This is a genomic window from Heliomarina sp. (assembly GCF_052826185.1).
This window is the reverse complement of record NZ_JBRBUI010000016.1, coordinates 358,658-375,763: the sequence shown is the minus strand read 5'-3', so window position 1 is coordinate 375,763 and position 17,106 is coordinate 358,658. Positions and strand designations below refer to the sequence as shown.

Annotated in this window: 20 protein-coding genes; 11 read left to right on the top strand and 9 right to left on the bottom strand. The window is 63.9% G+C overall.

All coding sequences use genetic code 11. The annotated features are described in order from the left end of the window. Positions 1–20 precede the first annotated feature (20 nt). Positions 21–1,190, top strand: coding sequence for a lytic murein transglycosylase (locus tag ACU0FH_RS05050; protein WP_446193636.1), 1,170 nt, complete (start codon positions 21–23; stop codon positions 1,188–1,190). A 102-nt stretch (positions 1,191–1,292) separates the two neighbouring features. After that, positions 1,293–1,772, top strand: a complete 480-nt coding sequence (locus ACU0FH_RS05045) for a VOC family protein (RefSeq protein WP_446193635.1) — start codon at positions 1,293–1,295, stop codon at positions 1,770–1,772. Positions 1,773–1,778: 6 nt separating this feature from the next. Here ACU0FH_RS05045 and smc read toward each other — a convergent pair whose 3' ends face one another. Next, positions 1,779–5,234 (bottom strand): chromosome segregation protein SMC, encoded by a 3,456-nt coding sequence (smc, locus tag ACU0FH_RS05040; protein WP_446193634.1) that lies wholly within the window; start codon positions 5,232–5,234, stop codon positions 1,779–1,781. 134 nt (positions 5,235–5,368) lie between these two features. Then, positions 5,369–5,758 carry a hypothetical protein gene (locus tag ACU0FH_RS05035; RefSeq protein ID WP_446193633.1) on the bottom strand — a complete coding sequence of 130 codons (390 nt, stop codon included), beginning with the start codon at positions 5,756–5,758 and terminating at the stop codon, positions 5,369–5,371. 206 nt (positions 5,759–5,964) lie between these two features. Here ACU0FH_RS05035 and ACU0FH_RS05030 point away from each other — a divergent pair, with 206 nt between their 5' ends. Beyond that, positions 5,965–6,735, top strand: a complete 771-nt coding sequence (locus ACU0FH_RS05030; RefSeq protein ID WP_446193632.1) for a FadR/GntR family transcriptional regulator — start codon at positions 5,965–5,967, stop codon at positions 6,733–6,735. 64 nt (positions 6,736–6,799) lie between these two features. On the opposite strand, the gene ACU0FH_RS05025 is transcribed toward ACU0FH_RS05030, so the two are convergent. The 5 genes from ACU0FH_RS05025 to ACU0FH_RS05005 all read right to left on the bottom strand — a co-directional run bounded on the left by ACU0FH_RS05025 (position 6,800) and on the right by ACU0FH_RS05005 (position 9,430). Then, positions 6,800–7,360 carry a F0F1 ATP synthase subunit B gene (locus ACU0FH_RS05025; protein ID WP_238371607.1) on the bottom strand — a complete coding sequence of 187 codons (561 nt, stop codon included), beginning with the start codon at positions 7,358–7,360 and terminating at the stop codon, positions 6,800–6,802. A 5-nt stretch (positions 7,361–7,365) separates the two neighbouring features. After that, the gene (locus ACU0FH_RS05020; RefSeq protein ID WP_446193631.1) at positions 7,366–7,935 is read right to left on the bottom strand and encodes a F0F1 ATP synthase subunit B'; all 570 of its coding nucleotides are present in this window, start codon (positions 7,933–7,935) and stop codon (positions 7,366–7,368) included. An 80-nt stretch (positions 7,936–8,015) separates the two neighbouring features. Further along, positions 8,016–8,252, bottom strand: a complete 237-nt coding sequence (locus ACU0FH_RS05015; RefSeq protein ID WP_088633125.1) for a F0F1 ATP synthase subunit C — start codon at positions 8,250–8,252, stop codon at positions 8,016–8,018. Positions 8,253–8,337: 85 nt separating this feature from the next. Next, on the bottom strand, positions 8,338–9,096 hold the full coding sequence (locus ACU0FH_RS05010; protein WP_446193630.1) for a F0F1 ATP synthase subunit A: 759 nt from the start codon (positions 9,094–9,096) through the stop codon (positions 8,338–8,340). A 4-nt stretch (positions 9,097–9,100) separates the two neighbouring features. Continuing rightward, positions 9,101–9,430 carry an AtpZ/AtpI family protein gene (locus tag ACU0FH_RS05005; RefSeq protein WP_238371610.1) on the bottom strand — a complete coding sequence of 110 codons (330 nt, stop codon included), beginning with the start codon at positions 9,428–9,430 and terminating at the stop codon, positions 9,101–9,103. Between the two features lie 229 nt (positions 9,431–9,659). Between ACU0FH_RS05005 and ACU0FH_RS05000 the strand changes: the two genes are divergently transcribed. Further along, entirely contained in the window at positions 9,660–9,989 is a 330-nt protein-coding gene (locus tag ACU0FH_RS05000; protein ID WP_446193629.1) for an ArsR/SmtB family transcription factor, read from the top strand. 123 nt (positions 9,990–10,112) lie between these two features. Here ACU0FH_RS05000 and ACU0FH_RS04995 read toward each other — a convergent pair whose 3' ends face one another. Then, entirely contained in the window at positions 10,113–11,060 is a 948-nt protein-coding gene (locus tag ACU0FH_RS04995; protein WP_446193628.1) for a DMT family transporter, read from the bottom strand. Next, positions 11,048–11,926, bottom strand: coding sequence for a LysR family transcriptional regulator (locus ACU0FH_RS04990; RefSeq protein WP_446193682.1), 879 nt, complete (start codon positions 11,924–11,926; stop codon positions 11,048–11,050). The genes ACU0FH_RS04995 and ACU0FH_RS04990 overlap by 13 nt, the downstream gene beginning before the upstream one ends. Before the next feature lie 190 nt (positions 11,927–12,116). On the opposite strand from ACU0FH_RS04990, the gene ACU0FH_RS04985 reads away from it, so the two are divergent. The 7 genes from ACU0FH_RS04985 to rpsP all read left to right on the top strand — a co-directional run bounded on the left by ACU0FH_RS04985 (position 12,117) and on the right by rpsP (position 17,101). Further along, positions 12,117–12,701, top strand: coding sequence for an FMN-dependent NADH-azoreductase (locus tag ACU0FH_RS04985; RefSeq protein WP_446193627.1), 585 nt, complete (start codon positions 12,117–12,119; stop codon positions 12,699–12,701). Between the two features lie 269 nt (positions 12,702–12,970). Continuing rightward, entirely contained in the window at positions 12,971–14,491 is a 1,521-nt protein-coding gene (ffh, locus tag ACU0FH_RS04980; RefSeq protein WP_446193626.1) for a signal recognition particle protein, read from the top strand. 85 nt (positions 14,492–14,576) lie between these two features. Then, on the top strand, positions 14,577–15,116 hold the full coding sequence (locus ACU0FH_RS04975) for a GNAT family N-acetyltransferase (protein WP_088633120.1): 540 nt from the start codon (positions 14,577–14,579) through the stop codon (positions 15,114–15,116). Continuing rightward, positions 15,113–15,643 carry a GNAT family N-acetyltransferase gene (locus ACU0FH_RS04970; protein WP_446193625.1) on the top strand — a complete coding sequence of 177 codons (531 nt, stop codon included), beginning with the start codon at positions 15,113–15,115 and terminating at the stop codon, positions 15,641–15,643. Before ACU0FH_RS04975 ends, ACU0FH_RS04970 begins: the two co-directional genes overlap by 4 nt. Continuing rightward, complete coding sequence (locus ACU0FH_RS04965; RefSeq protein ID WP_446193624.1) at positions 15,640–16,239, top strand: GNAT family N-acetyltransferase; 600 nt, start codon at positions 15,640–15,642, stop codon at positions 16,237–16,239. Before ACU0FH_RS04970 ends, ACU0FH_RS04965 begins: the two co-directional genes overlap by 4 nt. A gap of 132 nt (positions 16,240–16,371) precedes the next feature. Next, a complete protein-coding gene (locus ACU0FH_RS04960; protein WP_238371617.1) occupies positions 16,372–16,671 on the top strand; it encodes a chorismate mutase in 300 nt (99 codons plus the stop codon). A gap of 43 nt (positions 16,672–16,714) precedes the next feature. Continuing rightward, on the top strand, positions 16,715–17,101 hold the full coding sequence (gene rpsP / locus ACU0FH_RS04955; protein ID WP_238371618.1) for a 30S ribosomal protein S16: 387 nt from the start codon (positions 16,715–16,717) through the stop codon (positions 17,099–17,101). Positions 17,102–17,106: the final 5 nt, after the last annotated feature.

Here is a 17,106-nt window from a genome sequence, read left to right as displayed (position 1 = left end):
CATTGAACCGGATCAAATATATGCGCCTTTTGCCCACCGTCCTCGCCGCGATCACGGCCGCCTCCCCGCTCTTTGCCCAATGCGGCGGCTCGTTTAGCAGCTTTGTCAAAGGACTCGAGGAAGAGGCCATCTCGCGCGGACATGACCCGGCAACGGTAAATGCTTTTTTCGATTCTGCCCGGCAGGACGACAAGGTACTGCGCGCCGACCGCGCGCAGGGCGTGTTCCAGAAACCCTTTATTGAATTTTCCCGCCGCCTGATCTCGCAGGACCGGATCAATCGCGGCCAGAGTAACGCGCAGAAATACGATGCCATCTTCAACAAGATCGAACGCGACTATGGCGTCTCCCGTGGCGTGCTCCTTGCCTTCTGGGCGTTCGAAACCGACTACGGCGCGTTTCAGGGCGATTTCAACACGCTGAACGCGCTGGTCACGCTCTCGCATGACTGCCGCCGCCCGGAACTCTTCCGCCCGCAGATCTTTGCCGCGCTCGAGCTTTACAAGCACGGCGATTTCGATCCGCGCAACACCACCGGCGCATGGGCGGGCGAAATCGGCATGGTCCAGATGCTGCCCGAGGATATCCTGGAAAACGGCGTCGATGGCGATGGCGACGGTCACGTGATGCTGAAAACCTCCGCCCCCGATGCGCTTATGTCGGGCGGCAAGATGCTGTCGTCCCTCGGCTGGCGTCCGGGTGAGCCCTGGATTCAAGAGGTCACGCTGCCGGCCAACATGGACTGGTCGCTGACCGGGCTGGAAGAAAGCCGCACGGTCCAGCAATGGGCGCAGATGGGCGTTCTGCCCCGCACCGGATCGCTGCCCAATGCGAACATGCAGGCTTCGATCCTGCTGCCACAGGGGCACAAGGGCCCCGCCTTTATCGCCTACCCCAATTTCCGCGTCTATTTTGAGTGGAATCAAAGCTTTACCTACGTGATGACTGCCGCCTATTTCGCCACAAGGCTCGAAGGTGCGCCGGTCTATGACCCGGGCAATCCCGATCCGGGCCTCAGCGGTGGCCAGATGAAGCAATTGCAAACCAAGCTACAGGCGCGAGGCCATGACGTAGGCGCGGTCGATGGCATCCTCGGCGCGAACACCCGCGCCGCCGTCCGCGTGGAACAGGCGCGGCTTGGCCTTCCGGTCGACGGCTGGCCCACCCCGGCGCTGCTCGGGCGCCTCTGAACAAGCCGCCACTAGCCGCAACGCCCCCTTTCGCCTACAATCGCCGCACCACACGGTGCGGACGCAAGCCGCCGCTCTCCATTCCCAGTGAGGCGCAAGGCAATGACGATACCCAAGAACTCGATCTGCCTCTGGTATGACCGCGAGGCCGAAGCCGCGGCCACCTTCTACGCGGCCACCTTCCCCGACAGCGAGGTCCGCTCGGTCCAGACCGCCCCCGCCGATTTTCCAAGCGGCAGCAAGGGCGACACGCTGCTCGTCATGTTCACCGTTCTGGGAATCCCCTGCATCGGCCTGAACGGCGGCCCGGCCTTTATCCAGAGCGAGGCCTTCTCGTTCCAGATCGCCACCGACACGCAGGAAGAAACCGATCACTACTGGTACGCGATCACCCGCAACGGCGGGCTGGAAAGCGTCTGCGGCTGGTGTAAGGATCGCTGGGGCATCTCGTGGCAGATCACGCCCCGCGTGCTGACCGAGGCACTTGCGACCGGCGGCCCGACAGCCACCCGCGCCTTTAACGCAATGATGGATATGGACAGGATTGACATCGCCGGGATCGAGGCCGCGATCCGGGGCTGACCCGGATCAGGCCACCATCTGCTCGGCTTTTTTCAGATCGACCGAGACAAGCTGGCTCACGCCCTGTTCCTGCATCGTCACCCCGAACAGACGGTCCATCCGGCTCATCGTCACCGCGTGGTGCGTGATGATCAGGAAACGGGTTTCGGTCCGGCGGCACATTTCATCCAGCAGATCGCAGAACCGGGTCACGTTCGCATCATCCAGCGGCGCATCCACCTCGTCGAGCACGCAGATCGGCGCCGGGTTCGCAAGGAACACAGCAAAGATCAGCGCCATCGCCGTCAGCGTCTGCTCGCCCCCGGACAACAGAGACAGGGTCGAGAGCTTCTTGCCCGGCGGCTGGCACATGATTTCCAGCCCGGCTTCCAGCGGATCGTCGCTTTCGACCATGACCAGATTGGCCTCGCCACCGCCGAACAGGTGTTTAAAGAGCATCGCGAAATTGCTGTTCACCTGCTCAAAGGCGGTCAGCAGACGTTCGCGGCCCTCGCGGTTAAGGCTGGCAATGCCGGACCGCAGCGTCTTGATCGCCTCTTCCAGATCAGCCTTTTCGTGCAAGAGCGTGTCATGCTCCTCCTGCACCTCGCGCGCATCTTCCTCGGCCCGCAGGTTCACCGCCCCCAGCGCATCGCGCTGGCGCTTGCAACGGTTTACCTCGTTTTCCAGATCGTCCACCGTCGGAATCTGGTTCGGGGCCACGTCCAGCCGGGTCAGCAACTGGTTCGGCGTCATCTGCTGGCTCTCGGCAATGCGCTCCGCCGCCTGCGCCACACTTTCCCGCGCCGCCTCGCTGCGCGCCTCTGCCGCCGCCCGCGCCTCGCGCGCCTCGGAGGCCGCCCGTTCCGCGTCCCGCTCCGCCTGCGCCGCCTCGCGCAGCGCCGCTTCGCCCAAGGACAGCGCCTCGCTCGAGGCTGCCTTGCGCTTTTCCGCCCGAGCGATCTCGATCGACACCGCGTCGCGTTCCTGCGCCAGCCGATCAGGGGCCGCGCTGGCCTCGGCCAACTCGCCCTCGCTCGCTTCCTTGCGCTCGACCAGTTCCGCGATGCGCTTGCCCGCCGTCTCCAGCCGGTGCCGCCAGCCCGAGACTTCCTTGGTAATCTGCTGCGAGCGAGCAATCCGCGCCTCGCCCTCCCGGCGGATCTCGTCATGCGACGACCGGCGGGTCATCATGGTGATCCGCGCGGCCTCGACGCCCTGCTTGATCTCCTCGATCTGCGCCCGCGCCGTATCAAGGTCGCTCAGCCCTTCTAGCGCCGCTTCGGCCTCGCGCAGCTGGGTCCGTGCCGCCAGCGCGTCCTCGTTATGCCGCGTCACCGCGAGCGAGACGTTCTCAAGCCGCCCCTGCGCAAGGTTGCGCTCCGATTCCGCCCGGCTCAGCGCCCGAGCCGCATCGGCGACCGCCTGTTCCGCCTTGCGCCGCGCATCCCGCGCCGCCTTATCCGCCTCGGTCCGCTCCGCCAGCATCCGGCTCAGCGTCTCATGCGCCTGCCGCGCCCCGTCGGCGCGGGCGGTCACATGTTCCATTTCCTGCTTCAGTGCCTCAAGCCGGTTCAACTGCTCCAGCCGCAGCGCCGCCGCGCTTGGCGCATCCTCCGACCATGCCCGGTAACCATCCCAGCGCCAGAGATCGCCCTCAAGCGACACCAGTCGCTGTCCGGGGCGCAGATGCGATTGCAACCGTTCGCCCTCATCCGCATCGACCAGCCCGATCTGCGCGATCCGGCGCGACAGGGCGGCCGGCCCGGTCACGTGACCGGCCAGCGGCTCGGCCTCTTGCGGCAGCGGCTGATGGCGCTCGTACACCGGCACCGTCACCCAGCCCGAGGGGCCGTCCTTATCCACCAGCGGCGCGCGCAGATCATCGGCCAGCGCCGCCCCCAGCGCCTTTTCATAGCCCGGCGCAACTTTCATCTCGTCCAGAACCTGACCGCCCTCGGCGGTGTCCCGCGCCAGCAGCTTGGCCAGCGCCGTGACCTCGGCCCGCAGCGCACCCTGCTCGCCCTCGGCTTCGGAGCGTTGGGCGCGGGCTTCGGCCTCGCGGGTCTGGGTTTCGGCCCGGGCCTCCTCCGCCGCCGTCACCGCCTGTTCGGCGGCCTTAGCGGCCACCTGTGCCTCCGCCTCGGCCTTGCCCGCCGCTTCGAAATCGACCGAGGACCGGCCTAGTGCCGCCCGCGCCTCTTCGACCGCACGGCGGGCTTTTTCCGCTTCGCTCTCGGCGCGATCCAACGTCTTGCGGCTGTCTTCCAGCAGGCGCCGCCCGGACTGGTAGCGCGCCGCAAGCCGCGCCACGTCTTCCGTCTCCTGGCTCAGCAGCGCCTCGCGTTCCTGCAGCACCGAGGCCGCCTGTTTCGCCGCATCCGAGGCCTCGGCCAAACGCCCCTCATGCCCCTCGCCCGCCTTGGCAAGTTCGGCCGCCTCCCAGTCGAGCCGCTCAATGGTTTCGCCCGCATCCTTGTTCAGACCCGATTCCCGGTCGATATCGCGGGAAAGCTGTTCGATCCGACCGGTCAGCGTCTCGATTGTCTGGCGCGCGCGCTCCTCCTGATCGCGGATCGTGTCGCGCTGCACCATAAGCCGCTGCACCACCGCCGCCGCGATGGCCTCTTCCTCGCGCAGCGCGGGCAGCGCTTCTTCGGCGGCGGTTCTATGTTTGACCGACTCCTGCGTCGCCCGCTCGGCCTGCGAGGTCGCGAGCATCCGCTCGCGCAGCGCGACCTGCGCATCGGCACTGGCCGTGTCGGCCTCTTTCCAGCGGCGATAGAGCAACATGCCCTCGGCCTGCCGCAACTGTTCCCCGATCTCGCGATAGCGCGCCGCCTGCCGGGCCTGCCGTGCCAGCTGCGCAAGCTGCGCCGCCAACTGTTCGATCACGTCATCGACGCGCACAAGGTTCGCCTCGGCCCCGTTCAGTTTGAGCTCCGCTTCATGCCGCCGCTGGTACAACCCCGAAATACCCGCCGCTTCCTCAAGGATACGCCGCCGCGCGGTCGGCTTGGCGTTGATCAGCTCGGAAATCTGCCCCTGCCGCACCAGCGCCGGTGAATGCGAGCCGGTCGAAGCATCGGCAAACAGCATCTGCACGTCACGCGCCCGCACATCCTTGGAATTGGCCTTATAGGCGCTGCCCACGTCGCGGGTGATCCGCCGCACGATCTCCAGCTGGTCGGAATCGTTGAACCCAGCCGGCGCCAGCCGGTCGCCATTGTCGAGCAACAGGGACACTTCGGCAAAGTTCCGCGCCGGGCGTGTCGCCGCCCCGGCAAAGATCACGTCCTCCATGCCACCGCCCCGCATCGCGGTTGGCCGGTTTTCCCCCATCACCCAACGCAGCGCCTCAAGCAGGTTCGACTTGCCACAGCCATTCGGCCCGACAACCCCGGTCAGCCCGTTGGCAATGATCAGGTCGGTCGGATCGACAAAGCTCTTGAAGCCAGTCAGCCGTAGCTTGGTGAATTGCAAAACGCGGGTTCCTGATTCCTCTGAGGGTTCAGAGTGGAATCCTCAAACCGCTCCCGTCAACGGTTTTACCCATCATCTCGCGTATCAGCTACGCTTATCCACAAGATATCGGAAAAACTGGCAGGTTTTTGCGATCAATAGGGCGTACATTCGTAGTCGACGTAGGGTGAACCCTCGCCATCCCGAACCCACCCGGCGAGTTCAAGACAGCTGTATGACAGCGGCACAGGCGGCAGGGCACGCGGCACGGGCTGACCCTTGCAGGCGAGGATCCCGGTCAACAGCGCCGGATCGCCACGGACCTCGCGCACCTTGCAGCCGCTGACCTCGGCCATGGCAAACGCCGCCCGTGCCCGGATCGGCCCCAGTCGCGGCGCATATTGCGGATTGATCCGCACCGCCTCGGCCAGCCGCCCCCGGACCCGGATGTCGAAAACGGAACCGTCGACCGTCACCCGGGTGGCTGGGACGTTTTCGAAATGGGTACCCGCCGTGTCACAGGCACCAAGAGCCAATAGGCACACCGCCCCTAGCCACCGACGCCAAAGAATTTTCGAAAAATTCTTCCAAATTTTTCTCAAAAATTTGTCTCCGCGGCAGAGGTTTCGCATCACGCCCCCACTCTCGCCCACTGATGGTTAACACCCGCTTTCCCACCCCCACCGCCATGCCCCCATTGTGAGCTTAACCCCACCCGCTTATGATCCCGGCAAAAATCAGGAAGCGCCCCATGCCGTTCACCAGGGTTGAACCGGAAAAGCTCTCGACCTCGGTCATTCGCCAGATCGAACAGTTGATCCTGCGCGGCATCCTGCGCCCCGGTGAACGGCTTCCCTCGGAACGCGAACTCTCCGAGAAACTCGGCGTGTCCCGTCCATCACTGCGCGACGCCATCGCCGACCTTCAGGAACGCGGCCTTGTGACGGCCCGTCCCGGCTCCGGCATCTACGTGGCCGAGGTGCTCGGGTCGGCCTTTTCCCCGGCCCTGCGCCAGCTCTTCGCAACCCATGACGAAGCACTCTTCGACTATGTTGCCTTCCGCCGCGATATCGAGGCGATGGCCGCCGAACGCGCCGCCCGGCTTGCCACCGATGCCGATCGCGCGGTGCTTCAGGAAATCTTCGACAAGATGGAGGCCAGCCATGACCGGCGCGACCCTGAACGCAATGCCCGGCTCGACGCGCAGTTCCACAGCGCCATCATCGAGGCCAGCCATAACGTCGTGATGCTGCACATGATGCGTTCCATGTACGAGTTGCTACGCGAGGGCGTGTTCTACAACCGGCAGGTCATGTTCGCGCAGCAGACCTCGCGCGCGGCCCTGCTCGACCAGCACCGCGCCATCAATGCGGCCATCCAGGCGCGCGACGCCGAGGCCGCGAGCGCCGCCGTGCGCACGCATCTCGGCTACGTGGAACAGGCCCTGCGCGATGATCGCCGCGCGCGTCACAACGCGGAAGTCGCCGAACAGCGCCTCGCCCGCGAACGCCGCCACCCCTGAACCCGGACATGAAAAAACCCGGCCACCGGGCCGGGTTCATTCGGTTCTCGCTAAGGTCGAAACCTCAGTGCAGCTTGGCATCCACCTGCTTGATCGAGTCGTTGATCAGCGCATTGGCACTTGCCGCGGTCATCTGCTTGGCCAGCACTTCGCGGGCCACTGCGACGGCGATATCAACCGCCCGGTCACGAACGTCGCGGACAGCTTTGTCCTGCGCCGATGCGATCTGCTCTTCGGCCGCCGCCATCCGGCGCTCGATCGATTTCTGCAGATCGACCTTGGCTTGCTCCGCCGCCTGCTCCGCTTCGTGCTTTGCGGTCTCGACGATACGGTTCGCCTGTTCCTGCACTTCGCGCTGCTTGCGCTCATAGCTGGCCAGCACGGTCTGGGCTTCTTCACGCAGGGCGCGTGCTTCGTCCAGCTCCGACTTGATGCCGTCGGCGCGCTTGTCGAGCATGCCCATCAGCAGGCTCGGCACTTTGAAATAGATCAGGACCGCGATGAACAGCAGGAAAGCCAGCAACACGATAAAGTTCGTGTTGCGCAGCGATACGAAAGGACCGGTGGCCGCAAAGGCCGGGCTCGCCATAACGATGCCCGCAAGAAAGGTAAGGGAGGTCTTCATCGCGCTTATCCTTTCACCCGTGCGGATACCGCACCGTCGATCGCCGCCGCGTCGGCGTTACCGCCCATGGCGGTGACCAGCTCGGCAGCCGTTTCCTTGGCCACGTCCTCGATCGCTTCCAGCGCACCGGCACGGATCTCGGCAATCGCCTTTTCCGATTCAGCCGACTTGGCCGCGATTTCAGCATCTGCCTTCTCGATAGCCACATCCAGATCGCTCTGTATATCGGCCTTGGCCGCGGCAACAATGCGCTGCGCTTCCGAGCGGGCGTCCGCCAGTGCCTTGTTATAGGCTTCTTCCGCTTCCAGCGCCTTGGCTTTCAGGTCTTCAGCCGCGGCGATGTCATTGGTGATCGTGCCCGCACGCTCGGCAAGGATTGCCGAAATGCGCGGCAGTGCCACGCGGGACAGGATCAGGTAGATCACCACCAGCGTCACGACCAGCCAGAACACCTGGTTCGGGAAGGTCCCGAAATCCAGCTGCGGCATGCCGGGCGCTGCGTCGGCGCTGTGCGAGGCTACGCCAGTCGCGTCAGCCAAGCCTTCGCCATTGGTTGCATGCGTCTCAGTTGCCATGTCGTTCTCCCTTGGAACTCGCCGTTACAACGGGCGGTACGTCTGCACCGCCCGACCGTAAGGAAATTGTCCAGTAGGGTTCAGACAGCAAACATCAGCAGCAGAGCGACGAGGAACGAGAAGATCCCCAGAGCTTCTGCGAACGCGATGCCGATGAAGAGAGTTGCCGTCTGCGAAGCAGCAGCAGAGGGGTTGCGCAGAGCGCCGGCCAGGTAGTTGCCTGCAACGTTGCCCACACCGACAGCCGCGCCGCCCATGCCGATCGATGCCAGACCTGCGCCGATGAATGCGCCCATTTGTACGATATCGCCTTCCATGATTTCTCTCCTTACGATGGAATTGGATGTTGTTGGTACGGTGGGCAACCTGCCCACCGGCAATTAGTTTCCGGGGGAAATCCCCTCAGTGATGCGGATGCAGCGCGTCTTTCAGGTACACGCAGGTGAGGATCGTGAACACGTAGGCCTGGATAAAGGCCACCAGCACTTCCAGCCCGTACATCGCGGTGATCGCGACAACCGACAGCGGCGAGATCGCTGCAATGGCGGCAAAGGCTGCGAAAACCTTGATCACGGCGTGACCGGCCATCATGTTACCGGCAAGACGAATGGAGTGGCTGACCGGACGCACGAAGTAGGAAATGATCTCGATCACGGCGAGCACCGGGCGCAGCGCCAGCGGCGCCGAGCTGACCCAGAACAGGCCAAGGAAGGATGCGCCGTTCTTGACGAAACCAAGCACCGTCACCGTCAGGAACACTGCCATCGCCAGCAGCGCGGTTACCGCGATGTGGCTGGTGGTGGTAAAGGCCATCGGCAACAAGCCAAGGAAGTTCGCCAGCACGATGAACATGAACAGGGTCATGATATAGGGGAAATACTTCAGCCCCTCTTTGCCGGTCACGTCCTCTACCATCTTGTAGATAAAGCCATAGGCCAGCTCGGCGACGGACTGGCCGCGCGACGGAACGATGGAACGGCGCGACGTCGACAGCACCAAAAGCGCGATCACGGCAAGAATGGTGATGGCCATCCAGAGGGTGACGTTGGTCGGCGTGTACCACGCGACCGGGCCATCCCCGAACAGGGGTTTCACGATGAACTGGTCCATCGGGTGAAAGACCAGACCACCCTCTTCAGCGCCATGTGCCTCGGTTGCCATGCGTTCAGTTCCTCTCGTCATCCGCGACCGTTTCGGCCTGCGCGTCGTTCTGTATCTCTCTGGCGCTGCGCAGCATGGTTTTGACCCCCGCCACTAGCCCCAGCATTGTAAACAGCAGCAGGAAAATCGGGATCGTCCCGAAAAGGCGATCCAGCCCGTACCCGATGCCAAACCCGATCCCAAGACCGGCAACCAGCTCGATCACCATCCGCCAGGCCAGATGCGCCTGAGAATAGTGCTCGTCATTGTGAGACTTCACCGGCTCGGCCTTTTTAGCCGCCGCGATCCGCGCCTCAAGCTGCGCCAGGCGCTGCTTTTGGTCCTCATCGCTCACCGTTTCACTCCTCACAAGTGTTGGCATGGTGCTAGGCAATGCCAAGGTCAGAGTCAATTACCTGTTGCACCGCACGCCGGACACAGCAACACCCTGTAAAATATAGAAGAATTTCAATTTCGGGAAAGCCGCACCCCGGGTCCTCGGCCCGTCATCCGGTGAAAACAGGCGAAAACCCATATTCAACCATCTGGTTGACGAACATCCGCCGCTGCGCCAAGGCTTTCCCATGTCCGAAACGCTCGACACCGTCTTTGCCGCGCTCGCCGATCCGACACGGCGCGAAATCCTCCGCATGTTGCTCGAGGATGACATGGCCGTGACCGATGTGGCAGAGCCGTTCGAGATGTCGCTGGCGGCCATCTCCAAGCATCTCGTGATCCTCACCCGCGCGGGGCTGATCAGTCAGGAAAAACGTGGCCGGGTAAAATGGTGCAAGCTGGAGCCTGATGCCCTGCGCGATGCCTCGGTCTGGATGCAGGGCTTTGGTCAGTTCGAACCCATCAACCTCGACGCGTTCGAACGGTTTCTGGCGTCAGAAATGCCGAAACAGGACTGACGCCATTTTGCTTAGATGGCGCCGAACGCAAAGCGCAGGACCAAAAGTACGATCACAACCAAGCCGATGATGTAGATGATGTTACGCATTCTACTGTCTCTCATTTTTTGATTTTAGTGAAAATCAACGCTCCAACGCAGCAGAAAGTTCCACGACCGGTTTCGTTTCATCGCGCAGAAGCAGCGCCAGCGCCAGAATGGTCAAGCCGATCCCGATCAATACCATGAAACCGGGCACCCCGTTGCCAAGAGCGATCTCCCACAGGATCACCCAGCTTGGCGTCAGATAGGTATAGGCCATGACCTTGGCCGAGGGCAGGCGCAGCGTCGCGAATTGCATCAGCACGAATGTCATCGCACTGGCGAAAATCGCCGTGTAGCCGATGGCGACCCAGACGATCACCGGCAGGTTGCCCCAGTCCGTCGCCCGGATGTCCGACCAGCCATAGGCGGTCAGCACGGCGAACCCGGCCAGCAACATGCCAAAGGTAAAGACGATCGCCGGCTCTCCCCGGTTCAGCTTGCGCACCATCGGCGTATAGGCCGCATGGGCGACACAGCCCCAGAAATAGATCACCTCGCCACGCCCGATCTCAAAGGCCCGGAACGCGGCCCAATCGGCGCGGAACACAACCCAGAGCGCACCGACACCGCCAATTGCCAGCGCCAGCGCCATGCGCGGCGTCGTGACCTGCCGCATCAGCAGCCAGCCGAACCCCGCCGCCATCAGCGGCACCAGCGTGAACACCGCCGCCGCACTCACCGGGCGCGCGGTTTTCAACCCTTCGAACATCAGCACGAAATAGATCGCGAACAACCCGCCCAGCACCAGATAGCGCCACGGCGCCTGCAACGCGCTTCGCGACACGCCCGTCGTGGCAAAAGCCGCCACCCCGATAACCACGGCGGCAATCGCGAACCGCACCGCGTTCAGCGCCGCCGGGGCGATCTCGTTCGCCGCCATCGACCCAAGCGAGAAGGATCCCGCCACCAGCGCCGAAAAGGCCAGCATCGCCAAATGCCCCTTCGCGGCGGGGGACAACCCCTCGCCGTCGCGGTTCAGCACACCCATTCCTGCGCCCGCTGTTTCAGGAAGGTCAGAAAGGCCTGCACCTTGTTGGTCCGGTGCAGGTCCACATGAGTCACCAGCCAGAGCGGTGCGGTCCATTCCTCACGCGGCGGCATCACCTCGATCAAGCCGGGAATCCGCTTGGCTTCGCTTTGCCCGATGAACCCGATACCGGCCCCCGCCATCACCGCCTCGCGGGCGGAATGCTCGCTGGTAACGCGGAAACTGATCCGATCCGGCGTGACCGCATCGCGCAGCCAGCGATAGAAAGGCGCCCGGCTGTCGGGATCCTCCGGACCGACGAACCAGTGTTGCGGGAAATCCGCCTCGCTTTCGGGCAGGCCGAAGGCGTCACGATAACTCTCGCTCGCATAAAGCGCGATATTCTGGCTCACGAAAGGCTGCACCACGTTATCCGGCTGGTCTGGAGAGCGTCCGGCCCGGATCGCCACATGCGCCTCGCCGTATTCCAGCCGAAGCAGCCGCCCGCTGGTCAGGTAGCGCACGTTTAACCCCGGATGCATCCGCTGGAAATCGACCATCACCGGCACCAGTACCGGCGCCATGCTCGACAGCGAGGTCACGACCAGCTCGCCCGCCACCTCGTCGCCCTGCCCCTTGAGCCGCGCGACAAGCTGGTTGAACTGGTCCTCGGTCGCCTGCGCCACCCGCAACAGGTCGCTGCCCGCTTCGGTCGCCGTATAGCCCCGCGCATGGCGCTGGAACAGCTTGACCCCGATCCGACCTTCAAGCGCATCGATATGGCGGATCACCGTTGCATGGTGAACGCCCAGCACATCCGCTGCGCCGCTCACAGTCCCCATCCGCGCGACCTGAAACGCCGTGCGCACCTCGTCCCAGTTCTCCATCGTCTGGCCCGCCTTGGCCGCAAACGGCTCTTCCGCGTAATTTTTCATGGCTCGCTCTGTGCAGAAACTCACATATCCTGTTCATAATCGGCCGTTGCGTTCGCCAGTGCAATAGCCAAATCAATCGGTATACGGCCAGCCTCCAAAAGGCCCTTCCGAACAGAAACACTCTCCTCACGAGGACACTGACATGACCACTTCCATTCTGCGCATCGATTCCTCCGCCTCGGGCGCGGGTTCCGTTACCCGCAAACTGACCGACAAGGTCATCGAGAAACTCGCCCCAGACACCGTCTCCATCCGCGACCTTGCTGCCGAGCCGCTGCCCCATATCGACCCGACATGGGTCGCCGCCCGCGTTACCCCTGCCGAAGACCGCGACGAAGCGGCAAAAGCCAGCCTCATCCTCTCCGACGCGCTGGTGGCCGAGATCCAGGCCGCCGACACGCTGGTGATCGGCGTGCCGATCTACAACTTCTCGGTGCCCTCCTCGCTCAAGGCATGGATCGACCTGATCGCCCGCGTCGGCGTCACCTTCCGTTACACGGAAAATGGCCCCGAAGGCCTGCTGACCGGCAAGAAGGCAATCCTCGCCGTCGCCTCGGGCGGCGTTCCGGTCGGCTCGCCTGTCGATCATGCGACGACCTACCTCAAGACGGTGCTTGGTTTCGTCGGCATCACCGATGTGACCATCGTCGCCGCCGACCAGCTCGCCATCGACGCCGACGCCAGCATGGCCAAGGCCGATTCCGAGATCGGCGCCCTCGCCGCCTGATCTGGACGCATTAACACAAGCCAGACGGCGGACCACCCCGGTCCGCCGTTTCGCGTTTAAGCAGGCGCCGAAAAGCCCACGACGCTTGACTCCCGCGCCCCAACCCCCTATCGCAGCGCCAATACCGGATAGCACCTGCCATCCGGTCCCGGTTAATTGCGCCGGGATCGCCCTCCGTCAGCGCGTTGCGCCCACGGGGGCGTTTGTGCATTTCGCGGTCCCTTCCTAAGTTAGGGGTCAAATATCAACGGTCGAAAAGGAACCGGCATATGTTTGAAAATCTCTCCGAACGCCTGTCCGGTGTCTTCGACCGGCTGACCAAGCAGGGCGCGCTCTCCGAGGATGACGTCAAAACCGCCCTGCGCGAGGTACGTGTCGCCCTGCTCGAGGCGGACGTCTCCCTCCCCGTCGCCCGCGATTTCGTCAAGAAAGTACAGGATCAGGCCACCGGTCAGGCGGTCACAAAATCCGTCACCCCCGGCCAGCAGGTCGTCAAGATCGTGCATGACGCCCTCGTCGACGTGCTCCGTGGCGAAGGCGACCCCGGCCAGCTGAAAATCGACAACCCGCCCGCGCCGATCCTGATGGTCGGCCTGCAGGGCTCGGGCAAGACCACCACCACCGCCAAGCTCGCAAAGCGGATGAAAGACCGCGACGGCAAGCGCGTTCTGATGGCCTCGCTCGACACCAACCGACCCGCCGCGATGGAACAGCTCGCGATCCTCGGCACCCAGATCGGCGTCGACACCCTGCCCATCGTCAAGGGCGAAGACCCGGTCGCCATCGCCAAGCGTGCCAAAACGCAGGCCGCGCTCGGGGGCTATGACGTCTACATGCTCGACACCGCCGGTCGCCTCCATATCGACCAGGAGCTGATCGCCCAGGCCGCCGCCGTGCGCGACGTGGCCAACCCGCGCGAAACCCTGCTGGTGGTCGATGGCCTCACCGGTCAGGACGCGGTCAACGTCGCCACCGAATTCGACGACAAGATTGGCGTCACCGGCGTCGTCCTCACCCGGATGGACGGCGACGGCCGTGGTGGCGCCGCCCTCTCGATGCGCGCCGTCACCGGCAAGCCGATCCGCTTCGTCGGCCTCGGCGAAAAGATGGACGCGATCGAAACTTTTGAGCCCGACCGGATCGCGGGCCGCATCCTCGGCATGGGCGACATCGTCTCCCTCGTCGAACGCGCACAGGAAACCATCGAGGCCGAACAGGCCGAAAAGATGATGAAGCGCATGATGAAAGGTCAGTTCAACATGAACGACCTGCGCATGCAGCTTGAACAGATGCTCAAGATGGGCGGCATGGAGGGCATGATGCAGATGATGCCCGGCATGGGTAAAATGGCCAAGCAGGTCGAACAGGCCGGTTTCGACGACAGGATCCTGAAACAGCAGATCGCCCTGATCCAGTCGATGACCAAGAAGGAACGCGCCGCCCCGCAGCTGCTGCAGGCCAGCCGCAAGAAACGCATCGCCGCCGGTGCCGGGATGGAGGTCTCCGACCTCAACAAGCTGCTCAAGATGCATCGCCAGATGGGCGACATGATGAAAAAGATGGGCAAGATGGGCAAGGGCGGCATGATGAAACAGGCCATGAAAGGCATGTTCGGCAAGGGCGGCATGCCCGACCCCTCGCAAATGGACCCCAAGGCGCTCGAAGCGGCGGCCAAGCAGATGGGCGGCAAGCTCCCTGGCGGCATGGGTGGCATGGGCGGCGGCGGTCTCCCCGGTCTCGGTGGCGGCGCCCTTCCCCCCGGGCTCAGCGGTTTCGGCAAGAAGAAATGACCATGACTTCTTTGGGTCTCAATAATCCCCGCCGGAGGCTCCTCCGGTCCCGGCCCGCCCTGCGGGTCGCGAGGATGCGCGGCTGATGCTGATCCCCACCCTCCATACCCCGCGCCTGACACTGCGCGCCCCGGTCGAAAGCGATTTCGCCCCCTTCGCGGCCTTCTACGCCAGCGACAGGTCGAAATTCGTCGGCGGCCCGCTCGGGCGTGAGGCGTCCTGGCGCATGCTGGCGATGGAGGCGGGCCATTGGACCCTGCGTGGCTATGGCCGCTGGATCGTCGAGGAAACCGAAACCAAAACGCCGGTCGGCCTGATCGGGTTGTTCAACCCCGAAGGCTGGCCCGAGGCGGAAATCGGCTGGGATCTCTTCGAGGGGTTCGAGGGGCGCGGCTACGCGACCGAGGCCGGGGCCGCCGCGCGCAGCTTTGCCTATGATACGCTCGGCTGGACCACCGCGATCAGCCTCGTGAAACCCGACAATACCGGCTCGGCCCGCGTGGCCGAACGGCTCGGCTGCAGGCATGATGGCGACTTCACCCATGAACGCCACGGCTTCATGCATGTCTGGCGCCACCCCTCCCCCGAAGACCTTGCCGAGGGCGGGATGGAGGCCTACGCATGAGCGGCTTCTCCCTCCCCATTCCGGTCTTCGACACCGAAAACCTGATCCTGCGCGGCCCTCGCGAAAGCGATTTCGACGCTCTGGCCGAATTCGCCGCTTCCGAGCGCGCGGAATTCGTCGGCGGCCCGATGCCGCGCCGCGCCAGCTGGGGGTCTTTCCTTGCGACCTACGGGCACTGGGCGCTGCGCGGCTATGGCATGTGGATGCTCGAGGAACGCGCCAGCGGCAAAGCCGCCGGCCGCGTCGGCATGATCTTCAACGACGGCTGGGACGAGCCCGAACTCGGCTGGCACGTTTTCAACGGGTTCGAGGGCAAGGGCTATGCTTACGAGGCCGCGCTGGCCGCCCGTACCCATGCCGCCCGCCACCAGAACCTGCCGCGCCCGATCAGCTATATCCAGCCCGACAACACCCGCTCCATCGCGCTGGCCGAACGTCTTGGCGCGAAACTGGAACGCGAGATCACCTTTTTCGACAAGCCCTGCCATGTCTACCGCCACCCTCTCCCCGAGGAGGCCGCCGCATGAGCCAGATTCCCACCATCGAAACCACCCGTCTGTCCTTACGCGGTCCGGAACCGCAGGATTACCCGGATTTCAAGGCGACCTTCACCAGCTACCGCGCCCGGTTCATGGGCGGGCCACTGAACGCCTATGAATCATGGATGCTCTATGCCGCCGAAATCGGCCACTGGGACATTCGCGGCTTTGGCATGTGGATGGTGCATGACCGCGTGACCGACGAAACCTACGGTATGGTCGGCGGCTGGCAGCCCGCGAAATGGCCCGAGCGCGAAATCGCCTGGGTGATCTGGCCCGACAAGGCCGGGCGCGGCTACGCGCTCGAAGCGGCCCATGCGGCGCGAAGCTATTTCTACCGGCAGCAGAACTGGGAAACGGCGGTCAGCTATATCGACCCCAAGAACCTCGACAGCATCCGCCTTGCCGAACGGCTCGGCGCGAAACGCGACGATTCCGCCGCCAGCATCGACGGCAATGACGTGGTCTATCGCCACCCCTCGCCGGCGGCGCTGTCGGGCACGCAGCTCGCGCACGGGATCGAGATGGAGATCGGCCATTACGCCGATCCGCTCTTCAAACCGGAGGGCTGGGCCATTGACTGATCGTTTACCTTTCACCCCCCGCACGGCCGGAACACCGGCAAACCGGCGAATGCTGCGCTGCGGCGGTGTACAGGAGGTGTACGGCCTGTGTACGGCTGTCACCCCCCGAATTTCCCTTTTCCGGAGGCTTTCATGACCGACACCCACACCAGCCGCGCGGCCAGCCTTCTGAAAGAACACCGCGAAAGCATCGACCGCCTCGATGCCATTCTCGTCTACACGCTGGGCGAGCGGTTCAAACACACCCAGGCGGTCGGCCGTCTCAAGGCCGAGCACGACCTTCCCCCGTCCGATCCCGCGCGCGAAGCGCAGCAGATCGCACGTCTCGAAGACCTGGCGCTCAAGGCCGATCTCGACCCTGAATTCGCCAAGGCTTTCCTGAATTTCATCATTCAGGAAGTCATTCACCACCACGAGAAACACCAGCAATAACCGGGCATTCCCCGGATCACGCCATTCACAAGGAGAAACTCAAATGGCCATGAAAATTCGTCTCGCCCGCGGCGGCTCGAAAAAGCGTCCCTTCTACCGCATCGTTGCAGCGGATTCCCGCATGCCCCGCGATGGCCGCTTTATCGAAAAGCTCGGCACCTATAACCCGCTGCTCCCCAAAGACAGCGAAGACCGCGTGAAAATGGATGTCGAGCGCGTTCAGCACTGGCTCGATCAGGGCGCGCAGCCGACCGACCGGATCGCACGTATGCTCGAAGCTTCGGGCGTCCGCGCCAAGACCGAGCGTAGTAACCCGAAGAAAGGCACCCCGGGCAAGAAAGCTCAGGAACTGGCCGACGCCAAGGCAGCCAAGGCAGCAGAAGCCGCCGAAGCAGCAAACGCACCTGCCGAAGAAGCATCGGCGGAATAAGACCG